17 protein-coding genes are annotated in these 20,562 nt (G+C 60.7%); 6 read left to right on the top strand and 11 right to left on the bottom strand.

The genetic code is table 11. From position 1 onward, the window contains the following. Positions 1-58 precede the first annotated feature (58 nt). From ABIE16_RS25890 to bioB, 9 genes are all read right to left on the bottom strand, one after another. Positions 59-1,855, bottom strand: a complete 1,797-nt coding sequence (locus ABIE16_RS25890) for an acyl-CoA dehydrogenase C-terminal domain-containing protein (protein ID WP_429522198.1) — start codon at positions 1,853-1,855, stop codon at positions 59-61. 85 nt (positions 1,856-1,940) lie between these two features. Then, complete coding sequence (locus ABIE16_RS25885) at positions 1,941-3,233, bottom strand: GGDEF domain-containing protein (protein ID WP_429522197.1); 1,293 nt, start codon at positions 3,231-3,233, stop codon at positions 1,941-1,943. Positions 3,234-3,428: 195 nt separating this feature from the next. Further along, positions 3,429-5,234, bottom strand: coding sequence for a phenylacyl-CoA dehydrogenase (locus ABIE16_RS25880; RefSeq protein ID WP_095944826.1), 1,806 nt, complete (start codon positions 5,232-5,234; stop codon positions 3,429-3,431). Between the two features lie 276 nt (positions 5,235-5,510). Beyond that, positions 5,511-5,807, bottom strand: a complete 297-nt coding sequence (locus ABIE16_RS25875) for a pyrroloquinoline quinone biosynthesis protein PqqE (protein ID WP_090451779.1) — start codon at positions 5,805-5,807, stop codon at positions 5,511-5,513. A gap of 123 nt (positions 5,808-5,930) precedes the next feature. Then, positions 5,931-6,611: a dethiobiotin synthase gene (bioD, locus tag ABIE16_RS25870; RefSeq protein ID WP_154946850.1), complete on the bottom strand. Its 681-nt coding sequence runs from the start codon at positions 6,609-6,611 to the stop codon at positions 5,931-5,933. After that, on the bottom strand, positions 6,608-7,420 hold the full coding sequence (gene bioC, locus ABIE16_RS25865) for a malonyl-ACP O-methyltransferase BioC (protein WP_429522196.1): 813 nt from the start codon (positions 7,418-7,420) through the stop codon (positions 6,608-6,610). Before bioC ends, bioD begins: the two co-directional genes overlap by 4 nt. Then, positions 7,413-8,144, bottom strand: coding sequence for an alpha/beta fold hydrolase (locus ABIE16_RS25860; protein ID WP_154946847.1), 732 nt, complete (start codon positions 8,142-8,144; stop codon positions 7,413-7,415). Before ABIE16_RS25860 ends, bioC begins: the two co-directional genes overlap by 8 nt. Continuing rightward, positions 8,137-9,315 (bottom strand): 8-amino-7-oxononanoate synthase, encoded by a 1,179-nt coding sequence (gene bioF, locus ABIE16_RS25855; RefSeq protein ID WP_429522195.1) that lies wholly within the window; start codon positions 9,313-9,315, stop codon positions 8,137-8,139. The genes ABIE16_RS25860 and bioF overlap by 8 nt, the downstream gene beginning before the upstream one ends. 174 nt (positions 9,316-9,489) lie before the next feature. Next, positions 9,490-10,545 (bottom strand): biotin synthase BioB, encoded by a 1,056-nt coding sequence (gene bioB / locus ABIE16_RS25850; RefSeq protein ID WP_057713026.1) that lies wholly within the window; start codon positions 10,543-10,545, stop codon positions 9,490-9,492. 93 nt (positions 10,546-10,638) lie between these two features. Between bioB and ABIE16_RS25845 the strand changes: the two genes are divergently transcribed. From ABIE16_RS25845 to rarD, 5 genes are all read left to right on the top strand, one after another. Continuing rightward, positions 10,639-11,379: a ComF family protein gene (locus tag ABIE16_RS25845; RefSeq protein WP_218494745.1), complete on the top strand. Its 741-nt coding sequence runs from the start codon at positions 10,639-10,641 to the stop codon at positions 11,377-11,379. Between the two features lie 63 nt (positions 11,380-11,442). Beyond that, complete coding sequence (locus ABIE16_RS25840) at positions 11,443-12,207, top strand: TOBE domain-containing protein (protein WP_429522194.1); 765 nt, start codon at positions 11,443-11,445, stop codon at positions 12,205-12,207. 67 nt (positions 12,208-12,274) lie between these two features. After that, complete coding sequence (locus ABIE16_RS25835; protein ID WP_429522193.1) at positions 12,275-14,176, top strand: PhoX family protein; 1,902 nt, start codon at positions 12,275-12,277, stop codon at positions 14,174-14,176. A gap of 196 nt (positions 14,177-14,372) precedes the next feature. Beyond that, positions 14,373-15,347, top strand: coding sequence for a serine/threonine protein kinase (locus ABIE16_RS25830; RefSeq protein WP_057713022.1), 975 nt, complete (start codon positions 14,373-14,375; stop codon positions 15,345-15,347). Positions 15,348-15,554: 207 nt separating this feature from the next. Beyond that, a complete protein-coding gene (gene rarD, locus ABIE16_RS25825; protein WP_218494742.1) occupies positions 15,555-16,442 on the top strand; it encodes an EamA family transporter RarD in 888 nt (295 codons plus the stop codon). A gap of 215 nt (positions 16,443-16,657) precedes the next feature. Here the strand turns inward: rarD and ABIE16_RS25820 are convergent, their stop codons facing one another. Continuing rightward, complete coding sequence (locus tag ABIE16_RS25820; RefSeq protein WP_057713020.1) at positions 16,658-17,176, bottom strand: glycine cleavage system protein R; 519 nt, start codon at positions 17,174-17,176, stop codon at positions 16,658-16,660. A gap of 583 nt (positions 17,177-17,759) precedes the next feature. Here ABIE16_RS25820 and ABIE16_RS25815 point away from each other — a divergent pair. Continuing rightward, positions 17,760-19,937: a malate synthase G gene (locus ABIE16_RS25815; RefSeq protein ID WP_429522192.1), complete on the top strand. Its 2,178-nt coding sequence runs from the start codon at positions 17,760-17,762 to the stop codon at positions 19,935-19,937. Positions 19,938-20,047: 110 nt separating this feature from the next. Here ABIE16_RS25815 and ABIE16_RS25810 read toward each other — a convergent pair whose 3' ends face one another. After that, the gene (locus ABIE16_RS25810; protein WP_429522191.1) at positions 20,048-20,494 is read right to left on the bottom strand and encodes a response regulator; all 447 of its coding nucleotides are present in this window, start codon (positions 20,492-20,494) and stop codon (positions 20,048-20,050) included. Positions 20,495-20,562: the final 68 nt, after the last annotated feature.

Below are 20,562 nucleotides of genomic sequence, written 5' to 3'. Positions count from 1 at the left end.
GTTTTACGCGTTATCGTTCACGACCATCGCGAGCAAGCTCGCTCCTATAGGGTAGGTGTCAGAGCGCAAATAGCTCCGCCGGCAGTTGCATCAGGCAATCGCTACCTGCTTCGACGGCCGCCCGATGAGCGGCAGTGCGTGGCAACAGACGCTTGAAGTAAAACTCGTTGGTCGCCAGCTTGCCCCGGCAGAAGTCACCATCACCGCTGCCCGCATCGAGCTGCGCCTGAGCCACCAGCGCCATGCGCAACCACAGGTAGCCGAGGATGATGTAACCGCTGTACATCAGGTAATCCACCGACGCAGCACCGACTTCGTCCGGGTTTTTCATCGCCGCCATACCGACCTTGGTGGTCAATTCACCCCACTGCTGGTTCAGTTGATTGAGCTGCGCCACATACCCGGCCAGTTGTGGATGTTCGGCGTTCGCCGCGCAGAACTTGTGGACGATTTTGGTGAAGCCACGCAGCAGCTTGCCCTGGCTGCCGAGTACCTTGCGCCCTAGCAAGTCCAGCGCCTGAATACCATTGGTACCTTCATAGATCGGCGCGATCCGGCAGTCGCGTACCAGTTGCTCCATTCCCCATTCACGAATGAACCCGTGACCGCCAAACACTTGCATGCCATGGTTGGTCACCTCCAGCCCGGTGTCGGTCATGAAGGCTTTGCAGATTGGCGTGAGGAACGCCAGCAAGTCTTCGGCATCCCGGCGCGCCGTTTCGTCCGGGCTCAGGTGTGCAACGTCGAGCAACTGTGCGGTGAAGTAGGTCAGCGCGCGGTTGCCCTCGTTGAAGGCTTTCATGGTCAACAACATCCGCCGCACATCAGGGTGCACGATGATCGGGTCGGCGGCCTTTTCCGGCGCTTTCGGGCCGCTCAGCGAGCGCATCTGCAAACGGTCGTTGGCGTATTTGATCGCGCCCTGGAAGCTCGCCTCCCCCAGACACAGCCCTTGCATGCCAGTGCCCAGTCGCGCGTGGTTCATCATGGTGAACATGCAGTTGAGGCCCTTGTTCGGCTCGCCGATCAGGAAGCCCTTGGCCTCGTCGAAGTTCAGCACGCAGGTAGCCGAAGCCTTGATGCCCATTTTGTGTTCGATCGAGCCGCAGGACACGCCGTTGCGCTCGCCTGCGTCCCCCGTCGCATCAGGCAGGAACTTGGGCACGATGAACAGCGAAATGCCCTTGGTCCCGGCCGGTGCGTCCGGTAATTTGGCCAGCACCAGGTGAATGATGTTGGCGCTCATGTCGTGCTCGCCGGCGGAGATGAAGATCTTGCTGCCGGAGATCGCGTAGCTGCCATCGGCCTGAGGTACGGCGCGGGTCTTGATGATGCCCAGGTCGGTGCCGCAATGGGCTTCGGTCAGGCACATGGTGCCGGTCCATTGGCCAGCGGTGAGCTTCTTCAAATAAGTCTGTTTCTGCTCCTCGGTACCATGGGCGTGGATCGCCGACATCGCACCGTGGGTCAGACCGGGGTACATGCCCCATGAGGTGTTGCTGGAAGCCACCATCTCGCTGATCACCAGGCCCAGAGAGATCGGCAACCCTTGACCGCCGTAAACCGGATCCGCCGCCAGGCCATGCCAGCCGCCCTCGACATATTGGGCGAATGCCTGCTTGAAGCCCGCGGGCGTCGTGACCACGCCATTGTCGAAATGGCAGCCTTCTTCATCGCCACTGCGGTTCAGCGGCGACAGTACGTTTTCGCAGAACTTCGCCCCTTCTTCGAGGATCGCATTGACCATGTCCGGGCTGGCATCGGTGGCCCCCAGCGCGGCGTAGTTGCTGTGAAAGTCGAAGACGTGGTCGATCAGAAAGCGCATGTCGCGCAAGGGAGCTTTGTACTCGGGCATGGTCATTCTCCGTCGGCAGATTTCTCCAACCTACTGCTGCCGACCACGCCTCACAATCACTTTGCGCTCGCTGAATGCGCCATCATCACTCAACCGTAGCGGCGTCCATGCGCACGGCGCCACGACGGTTCTGCCCGAACGCCATCACGCAGTTGCGCCCGGCGCCCTTGGCGCTGTAGAGCGCCTGGTCAGCGGACTTGAGCACCTCTTCGGGGGTGCGTTGTTCGATCCGTTCGGCAACGCCGATACTGACCGTCACCGACACACTCGACGCACCGGAACCGGCACGCCGCTGGCGCCCCTGACTATCGTCCTGCGGGCGGTTTTCCTGATTGCGCAGCTGAATGTTGTAAGTGGCGATGGACTCGCGGATGACTTCCAGGTGCGGCATGCACTCTTCGAGGGTCTTGCCTGCAAACACCAGGGCAAATTCCTCGCCGCCATAGCGATACGCCTTACCGCCACCGCCGATTTTCGACAGCTTGCTGGCCACCAGTCGCAGCACCTGGTCGCCGACGTCGTGGCCGTGGGTGTCGTTGAATTTCTTGAAGTGGTCGACGTCGCTCATGGCCAACACGTAGTTGCGCCCCAACCGTTGCATGCGTTCATTCAACGCGCGACGGCCCGGCAGCCCGGTCAGTTCGTCGCGGAACGCCATTTGATAGGCCTCGTGGGCAACGGCGGCGGCAATCATCAGCATCACCTGGCTGCACATGATGTTCAGCGTGAACGGCAGGATGAAGGTTTTCGGCAACATCCAGAACAACCCGAGCAGCCCCACCCATTGCGCGGCATGCAGCGGTCGCGGGTTGCGCCAGTATTGCCAGGTCAGCAGCAGGAACGCAGCGATGAACACCGGATAGGACAACTGGATCAGGCTCATCCAGGCGCCATGCAAGGCAGGCCAGCGAATCTCCGACAGCCAGATCAGCAGCGCGTGTGGATAACTTTGCTCAAGCCCCAGCGCAACGCTGCCGACCGCCAGCAAGACTGCGAAGCGCGCCACCATGTCCTGGAACAGATGGGTGCGTTCCTGCCACGCCGCGAACACGCCAAACAGCAGCGGCAGCAGCAGGCAACACAAATGAAAGACCACCGCGGCATCGTCGCGCACCTTGCCGTTGTCGCGGTAATAGTCGGTCTGGGTGTCGAGCAGGAAGTAGGCGATGTACACCGTGACCATCAGAAACAGTTCACGCTGGCGTCGGTACACCGCGCAATAGGCGCCACCGAGCAACAACACCAGGGTGGGCAGCACGTTGAACAGCGACGTGAAGAAGACGTTCAGATCCTTGATGTAAGCAGCCGCAAGCCCCGCCACCAACAGCAGCAATGACGGCAGGAAATGACTGAAACGTACAGCAGATGAGCGCGGCAAGGGTAAAGCTCCGACCCGTCAAATCAATAGATGGCAATGTGCCAACTACTGTAACGGCAGGAAGCCCGAGTTACTGAGTGAATTACTGAGGTATTTTTCAAAGGGCGTTGCAAACATTTTCCACCGCCAACCTTTAAAGCAAAAAAGCCGCTGTTCCCGAAGGAGCAGCGGCTTTTTCAAGTACTTCGCTAAGGCTTAGTAGCCCAGGTCGAAGTTCTCTTCTTTCATGTCCATCAGGTTGTTGGCGCCCGACAGCATGGTTACGACGTGAGTGCGGGTACGCGGCAGGATGCGCTGGAAGTAGAAGCGCGCAGTCTGCAGCTTGGCGGTGTAGAACGCCTCTTCGGAAGTGCCGGCAGCCAGTTTCTCGGCAGCCAGGCGCGCCATGTCGGCCCAGAAGTAGGCCAGGCAGGCGTAACCGGAGTACATCAGGTAGTCCACGGAGGCTGCGCCGACTTCTTCGCGATCTTTCATGGCGGCCATACCGACCTTCATGGTCAGCTCGCCCCATTCCTTGTTCAATGCGGCCAGCGGAGCGACGAACTCTTGAACCGCTTCGTTGCCTTCGTTGGTCTGGCAGAACTTGTGGACGATCTTGGTGAAGCCTTTCAGAGCCTCGCCCTGGGTCATCAGCACTTTACGGCCCAGCAGGTCGAGTGCCTGGATGCCGGTGGTGCCTTCGTACAGCATCGAGATGCGGCTGTCGCGGACGTTCTGCTCCATGCCCCACTCGGCGATGAAGCCGTGGCCGCCGTAGATCTGCACGCCGTGGTTGGCCGACTCGAAACCGACTTCGGTCATGAAGGCTTTGGCGATTGGAGTCATGAACGCCAACAGTGCGTCGGCTTTCTTCTTCTCTTCTTCGTCCACGCCGTACTTGACGATGTCGACCTGCTTGGCGGTGAAGTAAACCATTGCGCGGTTGCCTTCGGCGAATGCCTTCATGGTCAACAGCATGCGGCGTACGTCAGGGTGCACGATGATCGGGTCAGCGGCTTTGTCCGGCGCTTTGGGACCCGTCAGCGAGCGCATCTGCAGACGGTCGCGAGCGTATTTCAGGCCGCCCTGGAAACCGACTTCAGCGTGGGCCAGGCCTTGCAGCGCAGTACCCAGGCGTGCGGTGTTCATGAAGGTGAACATGCAGTTCAGGCCTTTGTTCGCCGGGCCGATCAGGAAACCGGTAGCGCCGTCGAAGTTCATTACGCAGGTAGCGTTGCCGTGGATGCCCATTTTGTGTTCCAGGGAACCACAGGACACAGCGTTACGCGCGCCAACCGAACCATCGGCGTTCGGCATGAACTTCGGCACGATGAACAGGGAGATGCCTTTGGTGCCGGCCGGGGCATCCGGCAGGCGGGCCAGTACGATGTGGACGATGTTGTCGGCCATGTCGTGTTCACCGGCCGAGATGAAGATCTTGGTGCCGGAAACCTTGTAGGAACCGTCGGCCTGAGGCTCGGCCTTGGTGCGCAGCATGCCCAGGTCTGTGCCGCAGTGCGGCTCGGTCAGGCACATGGTGCCCGTCCACTCGCCGGAAACCAGCTTGGTCAGGTAAGCCTCTTGCTGCTCAGGGGTGCCGTGCTCGGAGATGGTGTTCATCGCACCGTGCGACAAGCCTGGGTACATGCCCCACGACCAGTTGGACTCGCCAACCATTTCGCTGATGGCCAGACCCAGGGACTCTGGCAGGCCTTGGCCGCCGTGCTCTACGTCGTGAGCCAGGCTTGGCCAGCCACCTTCGACGAATTGCTTGTAGGCTTCCTTGAAACCAGTCGGGGTCTTAACGCCGGACTCGCTCCAGGTGCAGCCTTCGAGATCGCCCACGCGGTTCAGCGGAGCCAGTACCTGCTCACAAAACTTGGCGCCTTCCTCAAGAATGGCGTCAACCATGTCCGGAGTTGCGTCGGCACAAGCCGGAAGGCTCTGATAGTGCGCTTCGTAGCCGAGCAGCTCGTCACGAACGAAGCGAATATCACGCAAGGGGGCCTTGTAGTCAGGCATAGCGATAAACCTCTGCTGATGTAACCGGGAATGAACGACCGCATTGATTTGTTGTTGCGATCAAACAGTTGTTTGAAACATACGTTTACGCCCAAATCTTGTCAAGCGTCGATCTTTTTCCATTCGTCACCGCCGATCAGGCACATCTGCGCGCAACCGCACGACGGGCATAGACCGAGCGAGCCACCCTGCAGAAAAGATTAGTTGAGTGAGAAGGACTTACGCAGAAAAACGCCGCGAACAGACGCGGCGTTGGAGAGACGGATTCAATGAGGATCAGGCGAAAGTATCGATCAGCGTTCCGAGCACTTCGTCGGATGCCTTGGCGACTTTGGCGCCCAGTTCGACTTGAAATTTGCCTTGGGCCATTTCGACCACATTGCTGGCCAGGTCCGATTGCCGGCTGCGATCAACCGATCGCAGACGATCGACCTGCGCCTCGGAGGACTGGCTGGTGACCGAGCGCTCGATCGTCGTGTTGGCGATCTGCCCGGCGGCTTGATCGACACGGTTCTGCCCTGTCTGAAGAGTGCTCAGACCGGCATAAAAAGCGGTGTTTCCTGAGATTTCCAAGGGAGAGCTCGTCCTTTCAAAGGATCAATAGTGCCCATTGAAGCAGAGTGGCCGGTAAAACACTCGACAAAAACACTAATGGCACAGTGCCTTGCCATAGGCAAAGCCCGCAAGCCACTCGCCTCAGTCCAACAGGTCCAGTTGCAAGTGCTCGGCCACTGCCTCGGCCGTAACGGCCTTGAGTTTCGGCACACGCCCCAGGCACGGTGCCGGGAGGCGCTCGGCCAGGGTAGCCAGGTTTTCTTCCAACCGCGAGGTCTTCGGGTCGATGATGTTGGCCACCCATCCCGCCAGTTGCAAACCGTCCCGGGCAATCGCTTCGGCGGTCAACAAGGCATGGCTGATACACCCCAGGCGTACACCGACCACCAGGATCACCGGCAGCTTCAAGGCGATGGCCAGGTCCGACAGATTGTCCTGATCCGCCAGGGGTACGCGCCAGCCGCCAGCGCCTTCGATCAGGGTGAAGTCCGCCTGCATGCCCAGAATCTGCCGCATCGGCGCCAGCAACGACTGCACCGTCAGCGCCACGCCCGCCTCTCGCGCCGCCAGATGCGGGGCAATGGCCGGCTCGAAGGCCATCGGATTGACCTGTGCATAGGTCAGCGGCAGCGAACACTGCGCCAGCAAGGCCAGCGCATCGGCGTTGCGCAGGCCTTTAGGTGTCACATCGCAACCGGAAGCGACCGGCTTGCCCGCCGCCGTGCTCAAACCTGCCGAACGCGCCGCATGCAGCAACCCCGCAGCGATCGTGGTTTTACCGACATCGGTATCCGTGCCGGCGATGAAATAGGCTGCGCTCATAAGGGTTTCTCCAAAACGGCGTACACCACTTGATAAGTCGCCGGCAGTCCCTGGGCCTGACGAAACTGTTCGTAAGCCTCGATCAAACCCAAAATCCGCGCCCGGCCGGTCAAGCCACCCGGCCGCCCGGGATTGAGATTGTGCGCACCCAACGCCTTGAGTTCATGGGTCAGGCTGCGCACATCCGGGTAATACAGCACGTGCGCAAGGTTTTGCAGACTGACCGCCCTCAAGCCGCTGGCCGCACACAGTTGTTGATAAACACCAAACTCCCGGAAGCGGTTGACGTGCACCATGCCGTCGACTTCGCGCCAGCTGTCGCGCAATTCAAACAACGTCCCTACACACAGACTAGCAAACGCGAAAATGCCGCCCGGTTTCAGTACTCGAAAGGCTTCACTGAGCACCGAGTCGAAGTCCGCGCACCACTGCACCGCCAGGCTGGAGAAGATCAGGTCGCAAGACGAATCTTGCAGTGGCAGTCGCTCGGCATCGCCGGCCACGAAGTATGTGGCACCGCCCAATGGCCGGGCGTGGTTGAGCATGCCCTCGGCAATGTCCAGCGCCACCCCGTGGCTGCCCGGAAATTGCTCACCCAGAGCACGACTGAAATGCCCGGTGCCACAGCCCAGGTCCAGCCAGCGCTGCGGTACGAAGTCGTGCGGCAAGCGCCCGAGCAGTTGGCTGCCCACATCACGCTGCAACTCGGCCACGCTGTCGTAGCTTGCTGCCGCACGGGAGAATGAGGCTGCTACCTGGCGCTTGTCGGGCAAGGCGCCGGGCAGGTTGGGAAGGGATAAATCAGTCATCGCCGGACTCATGCAAAAAGGCCTGGATCGCCCCCGCCACACCGTGGGGATCCTCCAAGAGAAACACGTGGCTGGCCTGTTCAATCAGACCAATTTCGACATCCGGCAGCAATGCCAACAACTCGCCCGCCGCTTCCACCGGCACCAGCCCGTCGAGGCCGGCGAACAGATGCAATTGCGGACCGCGGAACGAATGCAGCGCCTGTCGTGTATCCAGTTGCGCGAGCACTTGCAGGCCACTCAGCAACACCGGCGCAGCGGTGTTCGGGGCACCGCCGAGCAACAACCGCGACAATCCGCGTGGGTCTTCGGCGCCTTGGGCGCAAAGCAGTGAAAAGCGTTTCAAGGTCGCGCGCGGATCGGCTTCACATCCCGCCAGAAACGCATCGAAGGTTTCCCCGGACATGGCGCTTGTCCATTGATCGTGAGCGACAAAAGAAACGTTGCTGGCCAGGGTGAACACACCACAGCAGCGATCGCCACGCCGGGCCGCCAATTCGCAGGCGAGCATGCCGCCCAATGACCAACCGCCCAGCCACACGTCTTGCGGCAAGGTCGAATCAAGCTCATCGAGCCACTCTTCAAGATCGCTCGACTCCAGCTCCGGCAACGGCTCGATCTCGACGCGCAGGTGCTCATCCAAACCGCGCAAGGCCGCCGCCAGAGGCTCCAGCGGTGAAACGCCAAGGCCCCAGCCGGGCAGCAGAATCAGACGATCACGCATGGCTTGGCTCCGGCTTCAGTTGTTGAAAACAATCGGCCAGTCCGTTTAACAATAGCTGTACCTGAGCCTCACTGTGGGCAGCCGTCAACGTGACCCGCAGCCGGGCACTGCCGGCGGGTACGGTCGGCGGGCGAATCGCGGTCACCATCAACCCGCGTTCACGCAGCATTTGCGAAAGGCGCACCGCTCGCCCCGCGTCACCGATCATGATCGGCTGGATCGGCGTGAAGCTGTCCATGAGCTCCAGGCCAATCTGTTCGGCACCCGCGCGGAACTGGCGGATCAGCGTCTGCAAATGCTCGCGGCGCCAGTGTTCGCTGCGCAGCAGTTCCAGGCTTTTCAACGTGGCGCAGGCCAGCGCGGGGGGCTGGCTGGTGGTGTAGATGTAGGGGCGAGCGAACTGGATCAGGCTTTCGATCAGCTCATCGCTGCCAGCCACAAAGGCACCCGCCGTACCGAACGCCTTGCCGAGGGTGCCGACCAGCACCGGAACGTCATCCTGGCTCAAGCCAAAGTGTTCGACGATGCCGCCACCGTTGGCACCCAGCGGTCCAAAACCATGGGCATCGTCGACCATCAACCAGGCGCCTTTGGCCTTGGCTTCTCGGGCCAGCGCCGGCAAGTCGGCAATATCACCGTCCATGCTGAACACGCCGTCGGTGACCACCAGCGTATTGCCGGTGGCTTTTTCCAGGCGCTTGGCCAGGCTCGCCGGGTCGTTGTGCAGATAACGATTGAACCGCGCGCCGGACAACAACCCCGCGTCTAGCAGCGACGCATGATTGAGCCGGTCTTCGAGCACCGTATCACCCTGCCCCACCAACGCCGTGACTGCGCCGAGGTTGGCCATGTAGCCGGTGGTGAACAGCAACGCCCGCGGGCGACCGGTCAGGTCGGCCAACGCTTCTTCCAGGGCATGGTGCGGGGAACTATGGCCGATGACCAGATGCGATGCCCCTCCGCCCACACCCCACTTCGAAGCGCCGGCACGCCAGGCTTCGATCACTTGCGGATGATTGGCCAGGCCCAGGTAGTCGTTGTTACAGAACGCCAGCAACGGCTGGCCATCGACCACCACTTGCGGCCCCTGCGGGGTTTCAAGCAGCGGGCGCTGGCGGTAGAGGTTTTCGGCACGACGGGCGGCAAGGCGTGCGGCGAGATCGAAAGACATGCAGGCCTCGAAGTTCAGATCACAGAAATCAAAATGAATGCGATCCCTGTGGGAGCGAGCTTGCTCGCGATGGCGGCGTCACATTCAACATTGATGTCGACGGACCTGACGCAATCGCGAGCAAGCTCGCTCCCACAGTGTTTTGCATTCCAGCCAGAGAAGTCGGTGGAAGACTCAAACAGCCGCGTTGTAAAACTGCTCGCTGCTCTTCTGCTCCACCAACGCCTGCTCGATAGCTGCCTGATGCACCTCGTCGGCGTGCTCTTCGCGGGCTTCCGGCAGGATGCCCAGGCGCGAGAACAGTTGCATGTCCTTGTCGGCCTGCGGGTTGGCGGTGGTCAGCAGTTTTTCGCCGTAGAAAATCGAGTTGGCACCGGCGAAGAACGCCAGGGCCTGCATCTGCTCGTTCATGGCTTCGCGGCCGGCGGACAGGCGCACGTGGGATTGCGGCATCAGGATGCGCGCGACGGCGAGCATGCGGATGAAGTCGAACGGATCGACGTCGTCGGCATTTTCCAGCGGCGTACCGGCGACTTTCACCAGCATGTTGATCGGCACCGACTCCGGATGCTCAGGCAGGTTGGCCAACTGGATCAGCAGGTTGGCGCGGTCGTCCAGCGACTCGCCCATGCCCAGAATGCCGCCGGAGCAGATCTTCATCCCCGAATCACGCACGTACGCCAGGGTTTGCAGGCGTTCGCTGTAGGTGCGGGTGGTGATGATGCTGCCGTAGAACTCCGGCGAGGTATCGAGGTTGTGGTTGTAGTAGTCGAGGCCGGCCTTGGCCAGCGCTTCGGTCTGCTCCTGATCCAGGCGACCGAGGGTCATGCAGGTTTCCAGGCCCATGGCTTTCACGCCTTCGACCATCTTCAACACGTACGGCATGTCCTTGGCCGACGGATGCTTCCACGCCGCGCCCATGCAGAAGCGGGTCGAACCGATGGCCTTGGCGCGAGCGGCCTCTTCGAGGACCTTCTGCACCTCCATCAGTTTCTCTTTTTCCAGGCCGGTGTTGTAGTGACCGGACTGCGGACAATATTTGCAATCTTCCGGGCAGGCGCCGGTCTTGATCGACAGCAGGGTCGACACCTGGACGCGGTTGGCGTCGAAATGCGCACGGTGCACCGTCTGCGCCTGGAACAACAGGTCATTGAATGGTTGAACGAAGAGTGCTTTGACTTCGGCCAAAGTCCAGTCATGACGCAGGGTGGCAGTGGTGCTGGCGCTCATGGGCGTTTCCTTTGAATTATGCTTTGGCAGTCGGCTGGGTAATGGAGTTTCACAGCCGCTTCACAGATGTTTCGGCATATTTAAGGAAGAGCGATGCGCTGTCAACCACGATACGAAGGACAGGTTTACATCTGGTTAAAAAACAAACAATCATGCCTTTTGTGCGATGAAGCGGCCGACGGCATTCCTCCTGTCTGCACGGCCTGCGAAATCGAGTTGCCCTGGCTCGGTGATCACTGTCTGACCTGCGCCCTGCCGCTCCCGGCCGCGGGACTGACCTGCGGCCATTGCCTGAAGCAGCCACCGGCCTTCGAACAAGTGATTGCGCCCTGGACCTACAGCTTTCCGGTAGACAGCCTGATCACCCGCTTCAAACACAACGCCAAGTGGCCGTTTGGCCGCCTGCTCGCCGAACTTCTCGCTCAATACCTGCAACATCGCTTCGAAGACGATCTGCTGCGACCCCAGGCGCTGATCCCGGTGCCGCTGGCCAATCGGCGCCTGCGCCAGCGCGGGTTCAATCAGGCGGCGATGCTGGCTCACTGGTTGAGTGCGAGTCTCGATATCCCTTGCAACGAACGGTTGCTGCTGCGCACTCAAGACACCGACGCCCAACAGGCATTGAACGCCGAAGCCCGCCTAAGGAACCTGCGCAATGCTTTCGCCCTGGCACCCGGCGCGGTCGTCAAAGGCCGACACCTGGCTCTGGTCGACGACGTACTGACCACCGGAGCCACGGCCCAGGCCCTGGCTCGCCTGTTGATGGACGCCGGGGCGGCGAGGGTCGACGTCTATTGCCTGGCCCGCACGCCCAAACCCGGCGAGACACCCTGACTTGACTCGCGCGGCCCAAGCGACCAACGTCCTCACCATCGTCACCACCCAAAGCGACTTGTCATGTCTTTGCCAACCTTGCTGTCCCAGCACATTGTCCGCCGTCCGCAGCGCATCGCCCTGCTGCAGCACATCGCCGAACAAGGCTCGATCACCCGCGCGGCAAAAAGTGCGGGCCTGAGCTACAAGGCTGCCTGGGATGCGATCGATGAGCTGAACAACCTGGCGCAGAAGCCGCTGGTGGAGCGGGTTGTCGGCGGCAAGGGCGGCGGCGGTGCGCGCCTGTCCAACGAAGGTGAGCGGGTGTTGCGCCTGTATCAGAAGCTGCAAGCCTTGCAGGCCCAAGTGCTGGAAGCAACTGAAGACGCGAGCGATCTGGATCTGCTCGGGCGCCTGATGCTGCGCACCAGCGCGCGCAATCAGTTGCACGGCAAGGTGATTGCGATCGAACCTCAGGGACGCAACGACCTGATTCGCCTCGAAGTCGCCGAAGGCGTGATCGTCGCCGCGCAAATTACCCACGACAGCACCGAGCGCCTGGAACTGCAAATCGGCACTGAAGTCGTGGCATTGATCAAGGCCGGCTGGCTCGACGTGCTGCAAATCGACTCTGTCGAAACGCCTGAAAACAATTGCCTCAGCGGCATCATCGAAAAAATTCTCGACGCCGACGACGGTCCCAGCGAAGTGCGCATCACCCTGCCCAACGGCCTGACTCTATGCGCCTTGGCCGAACCGAGTCATCTGCAAGCATCGGGGCTGACGTGCGGCAAACCGGTGCGCGTGGAGTTTTCGCCGTCCAGGGTACTGCTGGGCACACCACTGTAAGCAGAACTGCAACAAAAGGTTCATGACTCATCATTAAGGTGTCTGCAAAATCCGCAGGGAGCCTGAAATGAGCCTATTAGAAGAAAACCAGTCCACCGACCTCGAAACCATGGTCGGCCTCAGCCGTCGCGGCTTCATCAGCGCAGGTGCCCTGTGCGGCGCGGCGATGTTCCTTGGCGGCAACCTGCTGAGCCGCAGCGTGATGGCCGCCAGTGTCAGTGCCGGCAACAGCCAGTTGCTGGGTTTCGACAGCATTGCCGCCGCCACCAGCGACACCATCACCCTGCCGCTGGGCTACAAGTCCTCGGTGCTGATCAGCTGGGGCCAGCCCCTGCACAAGGACGGTCCGGCGTTCGACCCGAGCGGCAACGGCAGCGCCGAACATCAGGAAGTCCAGTTCGGCGACAACAACGACGGCATGAGCCTGTTCGAGTTTCCGGGCGAAAAAGACCGGGCGCTGATGGCGATCAACAACGAATACACCAACTACCGCTACCTCTACGCCCACGGCGGCATGCCGCAATCGGCGCAAGAAGTGCGCAAGGCTTTGGCCTGCGAAGGTGTGTCGGTGATTGAAGTGCAGCGCAAGAACGGCCAATGGCAGTTCGTCCAGGGCTCACGCTACAACCGCCGCATTCACGGCAACGCACCGATCACCCTGAGCGGCCCGGCCGCCGGACATGCCCTGCTCAAAACCAGTGCCGATCCGCACGGCAAGAACGTCCTGGGCACCTTCCAGAACTGCGCCAACGGCAAGACGCCGTGGGGCACCTATCTGACCTGTGAAGAGAACTTCACCGACTGCTTCGGCAGCAGCAACGCCGAGCAGAAGTTCGACCCGGCGCAAAAACGCTACGGCGTGGTGGCCACCAGCAAAGAAATCAACTGGCACCAGCACGACGAGCGCTTCGACATGGCGAAGAACCCCAACGAGCTCAACCGTCACGGCTGGGTGGTGGAGATCGATCCGTTCGATCCGAAATCGACGCCGGTCAAACGCACGGCCCTGGGCCGCTTCAAGCACGAAAACGCCGCACTGGCCGAAACGGGCGACGGTCATGCCGTGGTGTACATGGGCGACGATGAACGCGGTGAGTTCATCTACAAATTCGTCAGCCGCGACAAGATCGACCACAAGAACCCCAAGGCCAACCGTGACATTCTCGACCACGGCACCCTGTACGTGGCGCGGTTCGATGCCGGCGACGGCAACGTCGATCACCCGAAAGGCCAGGGTGAATGGATCGAACTGACCCACGGCAAAAACGGCATCGACGCCAGCAGCGGTTTTGCCGATCAGGCCGAAGTTTTGATTCACGCGCGTCTCGCCGCCAGTGTGGTGAAAGCCACGCGCATGGACCGCCCGGAATGGATCGTGGTCAGCCCCAAGGATGGCCAGGTCTACTGCACGCTGACCAACAACGCCAAACGCGGCGAAGACGGGCAACCGGCGGGCGGGCCGAACCCGCGCGAGAAGAACGTCTACGGCCAGATCCTGCGCTGGCGCACCGAGCGTGACGATCACGGCTCGAAAACCTTTGCCTGGGACCTGTTCGTCGTCGCCGGTAATCCGGGGGTTCACGCTGGCACACCAAAAGGCGGATCGTCGAACATCACGCCGCAGAACATGTTCAACAGCCCTGACGGTCTGGGCTTCGACAAGGCCGGACGCTTGTGGATTCTCACCGACGGCGATTCGAGCAACGCCGGAGACTTTGCCGGCATGGGCAACAACCAGATGCTCTGTGCCGATCCGGTAACCGGCGAGATTCGTCGCTTCATGGTTGGCCCGGTAGGTTGTGAAGTGACGGGGATCAGCTTCTCGCCGGACCAGAAAACCCTGTTTGTCGGGATTCAGCATCCGGGTGAGAACGGCGGTTCTACCTTCCCCGAGCACCTGCCCAACGGCAAGCCGCGGTCTTCGGTGATGGCGATTTCGCGGGAAGATGGCGGGATCGTCGGCGCCTGACAACCCCTCATCGCGAGCAGGCTCGCTCCCACAGGATTGGCGCGATTTCATATCTGGCGCATGACCTGTGGGAGCGAGCTTGCTCGCGATGGCGTCAGCACATACAACGCACACCTCAAGCCCACCCCCTAAAGCCCCGCCGTCTGCGCTACCATGCCTGGCCGGACGCAGCAGCCTGCTGCGCGCAGGAGTCAGCATGGCCCACCCGTTTGAAACCCTCACACCAGACCTCGTGCTCGATGCCGTCGAAAGCATCGGCTTTCTCAGCGACGCGCGCATCCTGGCGCTCAACAGCTACGAGAACCGTGTCTATCAGGTCGGTATCGAAGACGCCGAGCCGCTGATCGCCAAGTTCTACCGGCCGCAACGCTGGAGCAACGAAGCGATTCTGGAAGAGCACCAGTTCACCGCCGAACTCGCCGACTGCGAGGTGCCGGTCGTGGCGCCGTTGATCCACAACGGTGAAACCCTGCACGAACACAACGGTTTCCGTTTCACCCTGTTCCCCCGCCGTGGCGGCCGAGCACCGGAGCCGGGCAACCTCGACCAACTCTATCGCCTGGGCCAGTTGCTCGGGCGCCTGCATGCGGTCGGCTCGACCCGGCCGTTCGAGCACCGTGAAGCGCTGGCGGTAAAAAACTTCGGCCATGACTCGCTGGCCACATTGCTCGACGGCAACTTCATCCCCCGCAGCCTGCTGCCGGCCTACGAGTCAGTGGCCCGCGATCTGCTCAAGCGTGTGGAAGATGCCTACAGCAACACGCCGCACCAGAACATCCGCATGCACGGTGACTGCCACCCCGGCAACATGATGTGCCGTGACGAGATGTTCCATATCGTCGACCTCGACGACTGCCGCATGGGCCCGGCAGTGCAGGACATCTGGATGATGCTCGCTGGCGATCGCCAGGACTGCCTGAGCCAGTTGTCGGAACTGATGGACGGCTACAACGAATTCCACGACTTCGATCCCCGTGAACTGGCCTTGATCGAACCGTTGCGCGCCCTGCGCCTGCTGCATTACAGCGCCTGGCTCGCCCGCCGCTGGGACGATCCTGCCTTCCCCCGCAGTTTTCCGTGGTTCGGCACCGAGCGTTATTGGGGGGATCAGGTGCTGGCGTTGCGCGAGCAGTTGGCGGCGCTCAATGAAGAACCGCTGAAACTCTTCTAACCCCACCCGAAACCCTGTGGGAGCGAGCTTGCTCGCGATGACGGCAGCAAATTCAACATTGATACAAGCTGATCCACCGCTATCGCGAGCAAGCTCGCTCCCACAGGTTGTCCGTGTTCACAAATGTCCTACCTATTCAGTCAGGACATTCGCAGACAAATCTCCTTACAATCCTCTCTTTGTTAGCTGCCTAAGCAAGGATTCTGCATGCAAGCCGCCAACCCGCGTCGCGGGTACATTCTGGGCCTGAGTGCCTATATCATCTGGGGGCTTTTCCCCCTCTACTTCAAAGCCATCGCCAGCGTGCCCGCAGTGGAAATCATCATCCACCGGGTGCTGTGGTCGGCGCTGTTCGGCGCCTTGTTGCTGATGGTCTGGAAGCATCCCGGCTGGTGGCGCGAGCTGCGGGAGAACCCCAAGCGACTGGCGATCCTGGCCCTGAGCGGCGCGCTGATCGCAGCCAACTGGCTGACCTACGTCTGGTCGGTGAACAACGGCCGCATGCTGGAGGCAAGTCTCGGTTACTACATCAACCCCTTGGTGAACGTGTTGCTGGGCATGCTGATCCTCGGCGAACGGCTGCGGCGCATGCAATGGATTGCCGTCGGCCTGGCGACGGTGGGTGTGGCGCAGCAGGTCTGGCAAGTCGGCAGTCTGCCGTGGGTGTCGTTGGTGCTGGCCCTGACCTTCGGCTTCTATGGCCTGATTCGCAAGCAGGCACCGGTCAAGGCACTGCCGGGGCTCGTGGTGGAAACCTGGATGCTGGTGCCGATTGCCCTTGGCTGGTTGCTGCTCAATCCGACGGCCAGCAGCGCCCAGGCCGAATTCTGGACCACGTCCCAGGCCTGGTGGTTGGTCGCCGCCGGCCCGATCACGCTGGTGCCGCTGGTCTGCTTCAACGCTGCTGCACGGCATTTGCCCTACACGACACTGGGGTTTCTTCAGTACCTGGCGCCAACCCTGGTTCTGCTGCAAGCCGTTCTGCTGTTTGGCGAGCACCTGTCGTCCAGTACCTTGGTAGCGTTCATGTTTATCTGGGCCGGTCTGGCGGTTTACAGCATCGATGCGTGGATAAGTTTGCGCCGCCGAAGCTGATCAAAAAACACACAAAAGCCTACAGGCCACGTCTCCCGTGGCCTGCATCATTCCTTCCCAAGGTTATCCACAGCGTGATCCCCGCCGATTGTGCGCAAGTGGCTGAAACTGCTGGTTTTTTGATCAGATCATGAAGAACCCCGGTCGGCGTGGCCTGGCGGGGTGTCTCTACAGGTTATCCACAGGCCGGTGCACGTTTAACTTGGATAACCTGATCAGGGATCACTGCGCAGCACCAACTCGACCATCAGATCGTCCGCCAGGGTTTCCAGGCGCGATTGCAGCACGTCCAGCGACAACGTCAGCGGGACGGCAAGAATCGCTTCGGCATGGAACAACGGTTCGCTGCTCATCGGGGCCGGGCGCACTTCGGTGACCAGCCGTTCCAGACTCACCCCCTGCTCGCTCAACAAGCGTGTGATGTCACGCACGATCCCCGGACGATCATTGCCCACCAGTTCCATGGCGATCGGCTTCCAGGTGCAGGATTGTTCGATGCTGCTTTCGGCGACCAACACGCGAATGCCCTGGGCGGACAGGCCCTGCAGGGCCGCGACCAATTCATCGTAGGCCTCGGCCGGCACGCCCACCCGCAGAATCCCGGCGAATTGTCCCGCCATGCGCGACATGCGGCTTTCCAGCCAGTTGCCGCCGTGCTCGGCAATGCATTGGGCAATGCGCTCGACTTGCCCGGGCTTGTCCGGAGCAAAAACAGTGAGTACGAGGTGGTCCATGGCGCAGCCCTCCAGTCATGACTTTTGTTATAGAGAACCAAGTATAGGCAAGGGGAACATTGTGGCGAGGGGGCTTGCCCCCGTTCGGCTGCGCAGCAGTCGCAAAATGAGCGGATGTAATTTTTCGTGGTACATGCACGGGAGCGGCTTCGCCACTCAACGGGGGCAAGCCCCCTCGCCACAAAAACAGGCACCCCATAGCAGAGCACCAAAGATAATGTGTACAACTTTTGATATTTAACTGGAACAATCCAATAGTTTTTTGAGAACATCACGCTCCCCGACGTGACCGCAATGCGTCATGGGGTCGCAGAACGACGTAATTAGTCTAATTTTCACAACCGCAATTCATCATGTAGTATGCCGCAGCGCGCACTACATAACGTTGGATCGATGTCTGCCGCAGGCACGTTCGCAACCCTGAAAGCCCTGTCAGCAAGGCCCCAAGCCGTTGATTGGTCCCAACCCAGCCGCCTGTCATGGGCATGTACTGGTAGAGGGGTTTGTGGTTTAAATGGCCAGAGGCTTCATTGTTAAATTGAAGAGCTGAAAAGCGAAATAGCTGAGCAGAGTGAGGCAAGCAATGACTGAACACGTTCAAGTCGGTGGCCTGCAGGTCGCCAAAGTCCTGTTCGACTTCGTGAACAACGAAGCCATTCCCGGTACCGGCCTCACCGCCGATAAGTTCTGGGCCGGTGCCGACAAGGTCATCCATGACCTGGCACCGAAGAACAAAGCCCTACTCGCCAAACGCGATGATTTCCAGGCTCGTATCGATGCCTGGCACCAGGAACGTGCAGGCCAGGCGCACGACGCCGTGGCCTACAAAGCTTTCCTGCAAGACATCGGTTATCTGCTGCCAGAAGCGGCCGATTTCCAGGCAACGACGCAAAACGTCGATGAAGAAATCGCCCGCATGGCCGGTCCACAACTCGTGGTGCCGGTGATGAACGCCCGCTTCGCTCTCAATGCTTCGAACGCCCGCTGGGGTTCGCTGTACGACGCGCTCTACGGCACCGATGCCATCAGCGAAGCTGACGGCGCGGAAAAAGGCAAAGGCTACAACAAGGTTCGCGGCGACAAGGTCATCGCCTTCGCCCGTGCGTTCCTCGATGAAGCCGCGCCATTGGCTGCCGGCACTCACGTAGACTCCACCGGCTACAAGATCGTCGACGGCAAACTGGTGGTCGCCCTCAAAGGCGGCAGCAACACCGGCCTGCGCAACGATGCGCAACTGATCGGCTTCCAGGGCGATGCCGCTGCACCGACCGCGATCCTGCTGAAAAACAACGGCCTGCATTTCGAAATCCAGGTCGACGCCAGCACCCCGGTCGGCCAGACCGACGCGGCCGGCGTCAAAGACATCCTGATGGAAGCCGCGCTGACCACCATCATGGACTGCGAAGACTCGGTTGCCGCGGTCGATGCCGATGACAAAGTGGTGATCTACCGCAACTGGCTCGGCCTGATGAAGGGCGATCTGTCGGAAGAAGTCGCCAAGGGCGGTCAGACCTTTACCCGCACCATGAACGCCGACCGCACCTACACCGCCATCGATGGCAGTGAACTGAGCCTGCACGGTCGTTCGTTGCTGTTCGTGCGCAACGTCGGTCACCTGATGACCATCGATGCGATCCTCGACAAAGACGGTAACGAAGTGCCTGAAGGCATTCTCGATGGCCTGGTGACTTGCCTGGCATCGATGCACAACCTGAACGGCAACACCTCGCGCAAAAACACCCGCACCGGCTCGATCTACATCGTGAAGCCGAAGATGCACGGCCCTGAAGAAGCGGCGTTCACCAACGAGCTGTTCGGTCGCATCGAAGACGTGCTGGGCCTGCCGCGCAACACCCTCAAAGTCGGGATCATGGACGAGGAGCGTCGTACCACGATCAACCTCAAGGCCTGCATCAAGGCGGCGAGCGAGCGCGTGGTGTTCATCAACACCGGTTTCCTCGACCGCACGGGCGATGAAATCCATACCTCCATGGAAGCCGGCCCGATGGTGCGCAAGGCGGACATGAAGGCGGAAAAATGGATCGGCGCCTACGAGAACTCCAACGTCGATATCGGTCTGAGCACCGGCCTGCAAGGTCGCGCACAGATCGGTAAAGGCATGTGGGCCATGCCGGACCTGATGGCGGCGATGCTCGAACAGAAAATCGCTCACCCGATGGCCGGTGCCAACACCGCCTGGGTACCCTCGCCGACCGCTGCTGCGCTGCACGCGCTGCACTACCACAAGGTTGACGTTTTCGCCCGTCAGGCCGAACTGGCCAAACGTGCCCATGCTTCGGTAGACGACATCCTGACCATCCCGCTGGCGGTCAACCCGCAGTGGACCGCCGAACAGATCAAGAACGAACTGGACAACAACAGCCAGGGCATTCTCGGTTACGTGGTGCGCTGGATCGACCAGGGTGTCGGCTGTTCGAAAGTGCCGGATATCAACGACGTCGGCCTGATGGAAGACCGTGCAACGCTGCGTATTTCCAGCCAGCACATCGCCAACTGGCTGCGTCACGGCATCGTCACCGAAGAGCAAGTGATGGAAAGCCTCAAGCGCATGGCGCCGGTGGTTGACCGTCAGAACGCCGGCGACGCGCTGTACCGTCCGCTGGCCCCGAACTTCGACAGCAACATTGCCTTCCAGGCGGCGGTCGAACTGGTGGTCGAAGGCACGAAGCAGCCGAACGGCTACACCGAGCCGGTCCTGCACCGTCGTCGTCGCGAGTTCAAGGCTGCCAATGGCCTGTAACTGAGCGTCTGCGCCGGACATGAAAAAGCCCTGATCGAAAGATCAGGGCTTTTTCTTTTTGGGCTGTCCGCGATCCCCCAGTCGAATAGCGCAGGGTTTACTGGCTGGAACTAAGGGTCCACCCCAAGTTCATGCTTGACCAGTTCCAGCAGCTTGCCGGCATCAATCGGCTTGAGCAGAAAGTCCACCACATTCAAATGCATCGCGGCGATCGCATCTTTCACGTCGGCATCACCCGAGACGATGATGATCGGCAACGCCGCCCGTACCGACTCGCGCACCTGTCGGATCAGGTCCAGGCCGTCGATGAGGCCCATGCGCAGGTCGGTAATCACCAGTCCGATCGAAGGTTTCTCCTCCAGCATCTTGAGTGCTGCTTCGCCACTGGCCGCCGTCATGCAGTGAATACCGTCAAGCGCCAGGATCTCTGACAACAGTTCCCTGGCGTCTTTATCGTCATCGACGATCAGCACCCGTTGTGGCGGCAGGTCAGGTTCCAGCATGACGGCGCTCAAGGCTTCGCGCTCGGCGTCGCTCAAAATATCGTGGTCGGACATGGCTTTCTCTACATGTTCAATTCATTTCCCTAGCACAGTGACGAGACATCGCTAAGCAGGCCTTAAAT

The organism is Pseudomonas sp. 2725, assembly GCF_050434585.1.
Lineage (GTDB): Bacteria > Pseudomonadota > Gammaproteobacteria > Pseudomonadales > Pseudomonadaceae > Aquipseudomonas > Aquipseudomonas jessenii.
Note: the sequence above shows the minus strand (reverse complement) of the source record. Positions and strands in the feature narration are given on the sequence as shown.

Excerpts from the sequence above, each read along its gene's own strand:
- ABIE16_RS25890 (WP_429522198.1), bottom strand. The coding sequence starts at position 1,855 with ATGCCCGAGTACAAAGCTCCCTTGCGCGACATGCGCTTTCTGATCGAC.
- ABIE16_RS25880 (WP_095944826.1), bottom strand. The coding sequence starts at position 5,234 with ATGCCTGACTACAAGGCCCCCTTGCGTGATATTCGCTTCGTTCGTGAC.
- bioD (WP_154946850.1), bottom strand. The coding sequence starts at position 6,611 with ATGAGCGCAGCCTATTTCATCGCCGGCACGGATACCGATGTCGGTAAA.
- bioC (WP_429522196.1), bottom strand. The coding sequence starts at position 7,420 with ATGACTGATTTATCCCTTCCCAACCTGCCCGGCGCCTTGCCCGACAAG.
- ABIE16_RS25860 (WP_154946847.1), bottom strand. The coding sequence starts at position 8,144 with ATGCGTGATCGTCTGATTCTGCTGCCCGGCTGGGGCCTTGGCGTTTCA.
- bioF (WP_429522195.1), bottom strand. The coding sequence starts at position 9,315 with ATGTCTTTCGATCTCGCCGCACGCCTTGCCGCCCGTCGTGCCGAAAAC.
- bioB (WP_057713026.1), bottom strand. The coding sequence starts at position 10,545 with ATGAGCGCCAGCACCACTGCCACCCTGCGTCATGACTGGACTTTGGCC.
- ABIE16_RS25845 (WP_218494745.1), top strand. The coding sequence starts at position 10,639 with ATGCGCTGTCAACCACGATACGAAGGACAGGTTTACATCTGGTTAAAA.
- ABIE16_RS25840 (WP_429522194.1), top strand. The coding sequence starts at position 11,443 with ATGTCTTTGCCAACCTTGCTGTCCCAGCACATTGTCCGCCGTCCGCAG.
- ABIE16_RS25835 (WP_429522193.1), top strand. The coding sequence starts at position 12,275 with ATGAGCCTATTAGAAGAAAACCAGTCCACCGACCTCGAAACCATGGTC.
- ABIE16_RS25830 (WP_057713022.1), top strand. The coding sequence starts at position 14,373 with ATGGCCCACCCGTTTGAAACCCTCACACCAGACCTCGTGCTCGATGCC.
- rarD (WP_218494742.1), top strand. The coding sequence starts at position 15,555 with ATGCAAGCCGCCAACCCGCGTCGCGGGTACATTCTGGGCCTGAGTGCC.
- ABIE16_RS25820 (WP_057713020.1), bottom strand. The coding sequence starts at position 17,176 with ATGGACCACCTCGTACTCACTGTTTTTGCTCCGGACAAGCCCGGGCAA.
- ABIE16_RS25815 (WP_429522192.1), top strand. The coding sequence starts at position 17,760 with ATGACTGAACACGTTCAAGTCGGTGGCCTGCAGGTCGCCAAAGTCCTG.
- ABIE16_RS25810 (WP_429522191.1), bottom strand. The coding sequence starts at position 20,494 with ATGTCCGACCACGATATTTTGAGCGACGCCGAGCGCGAAGCCTTGAGC.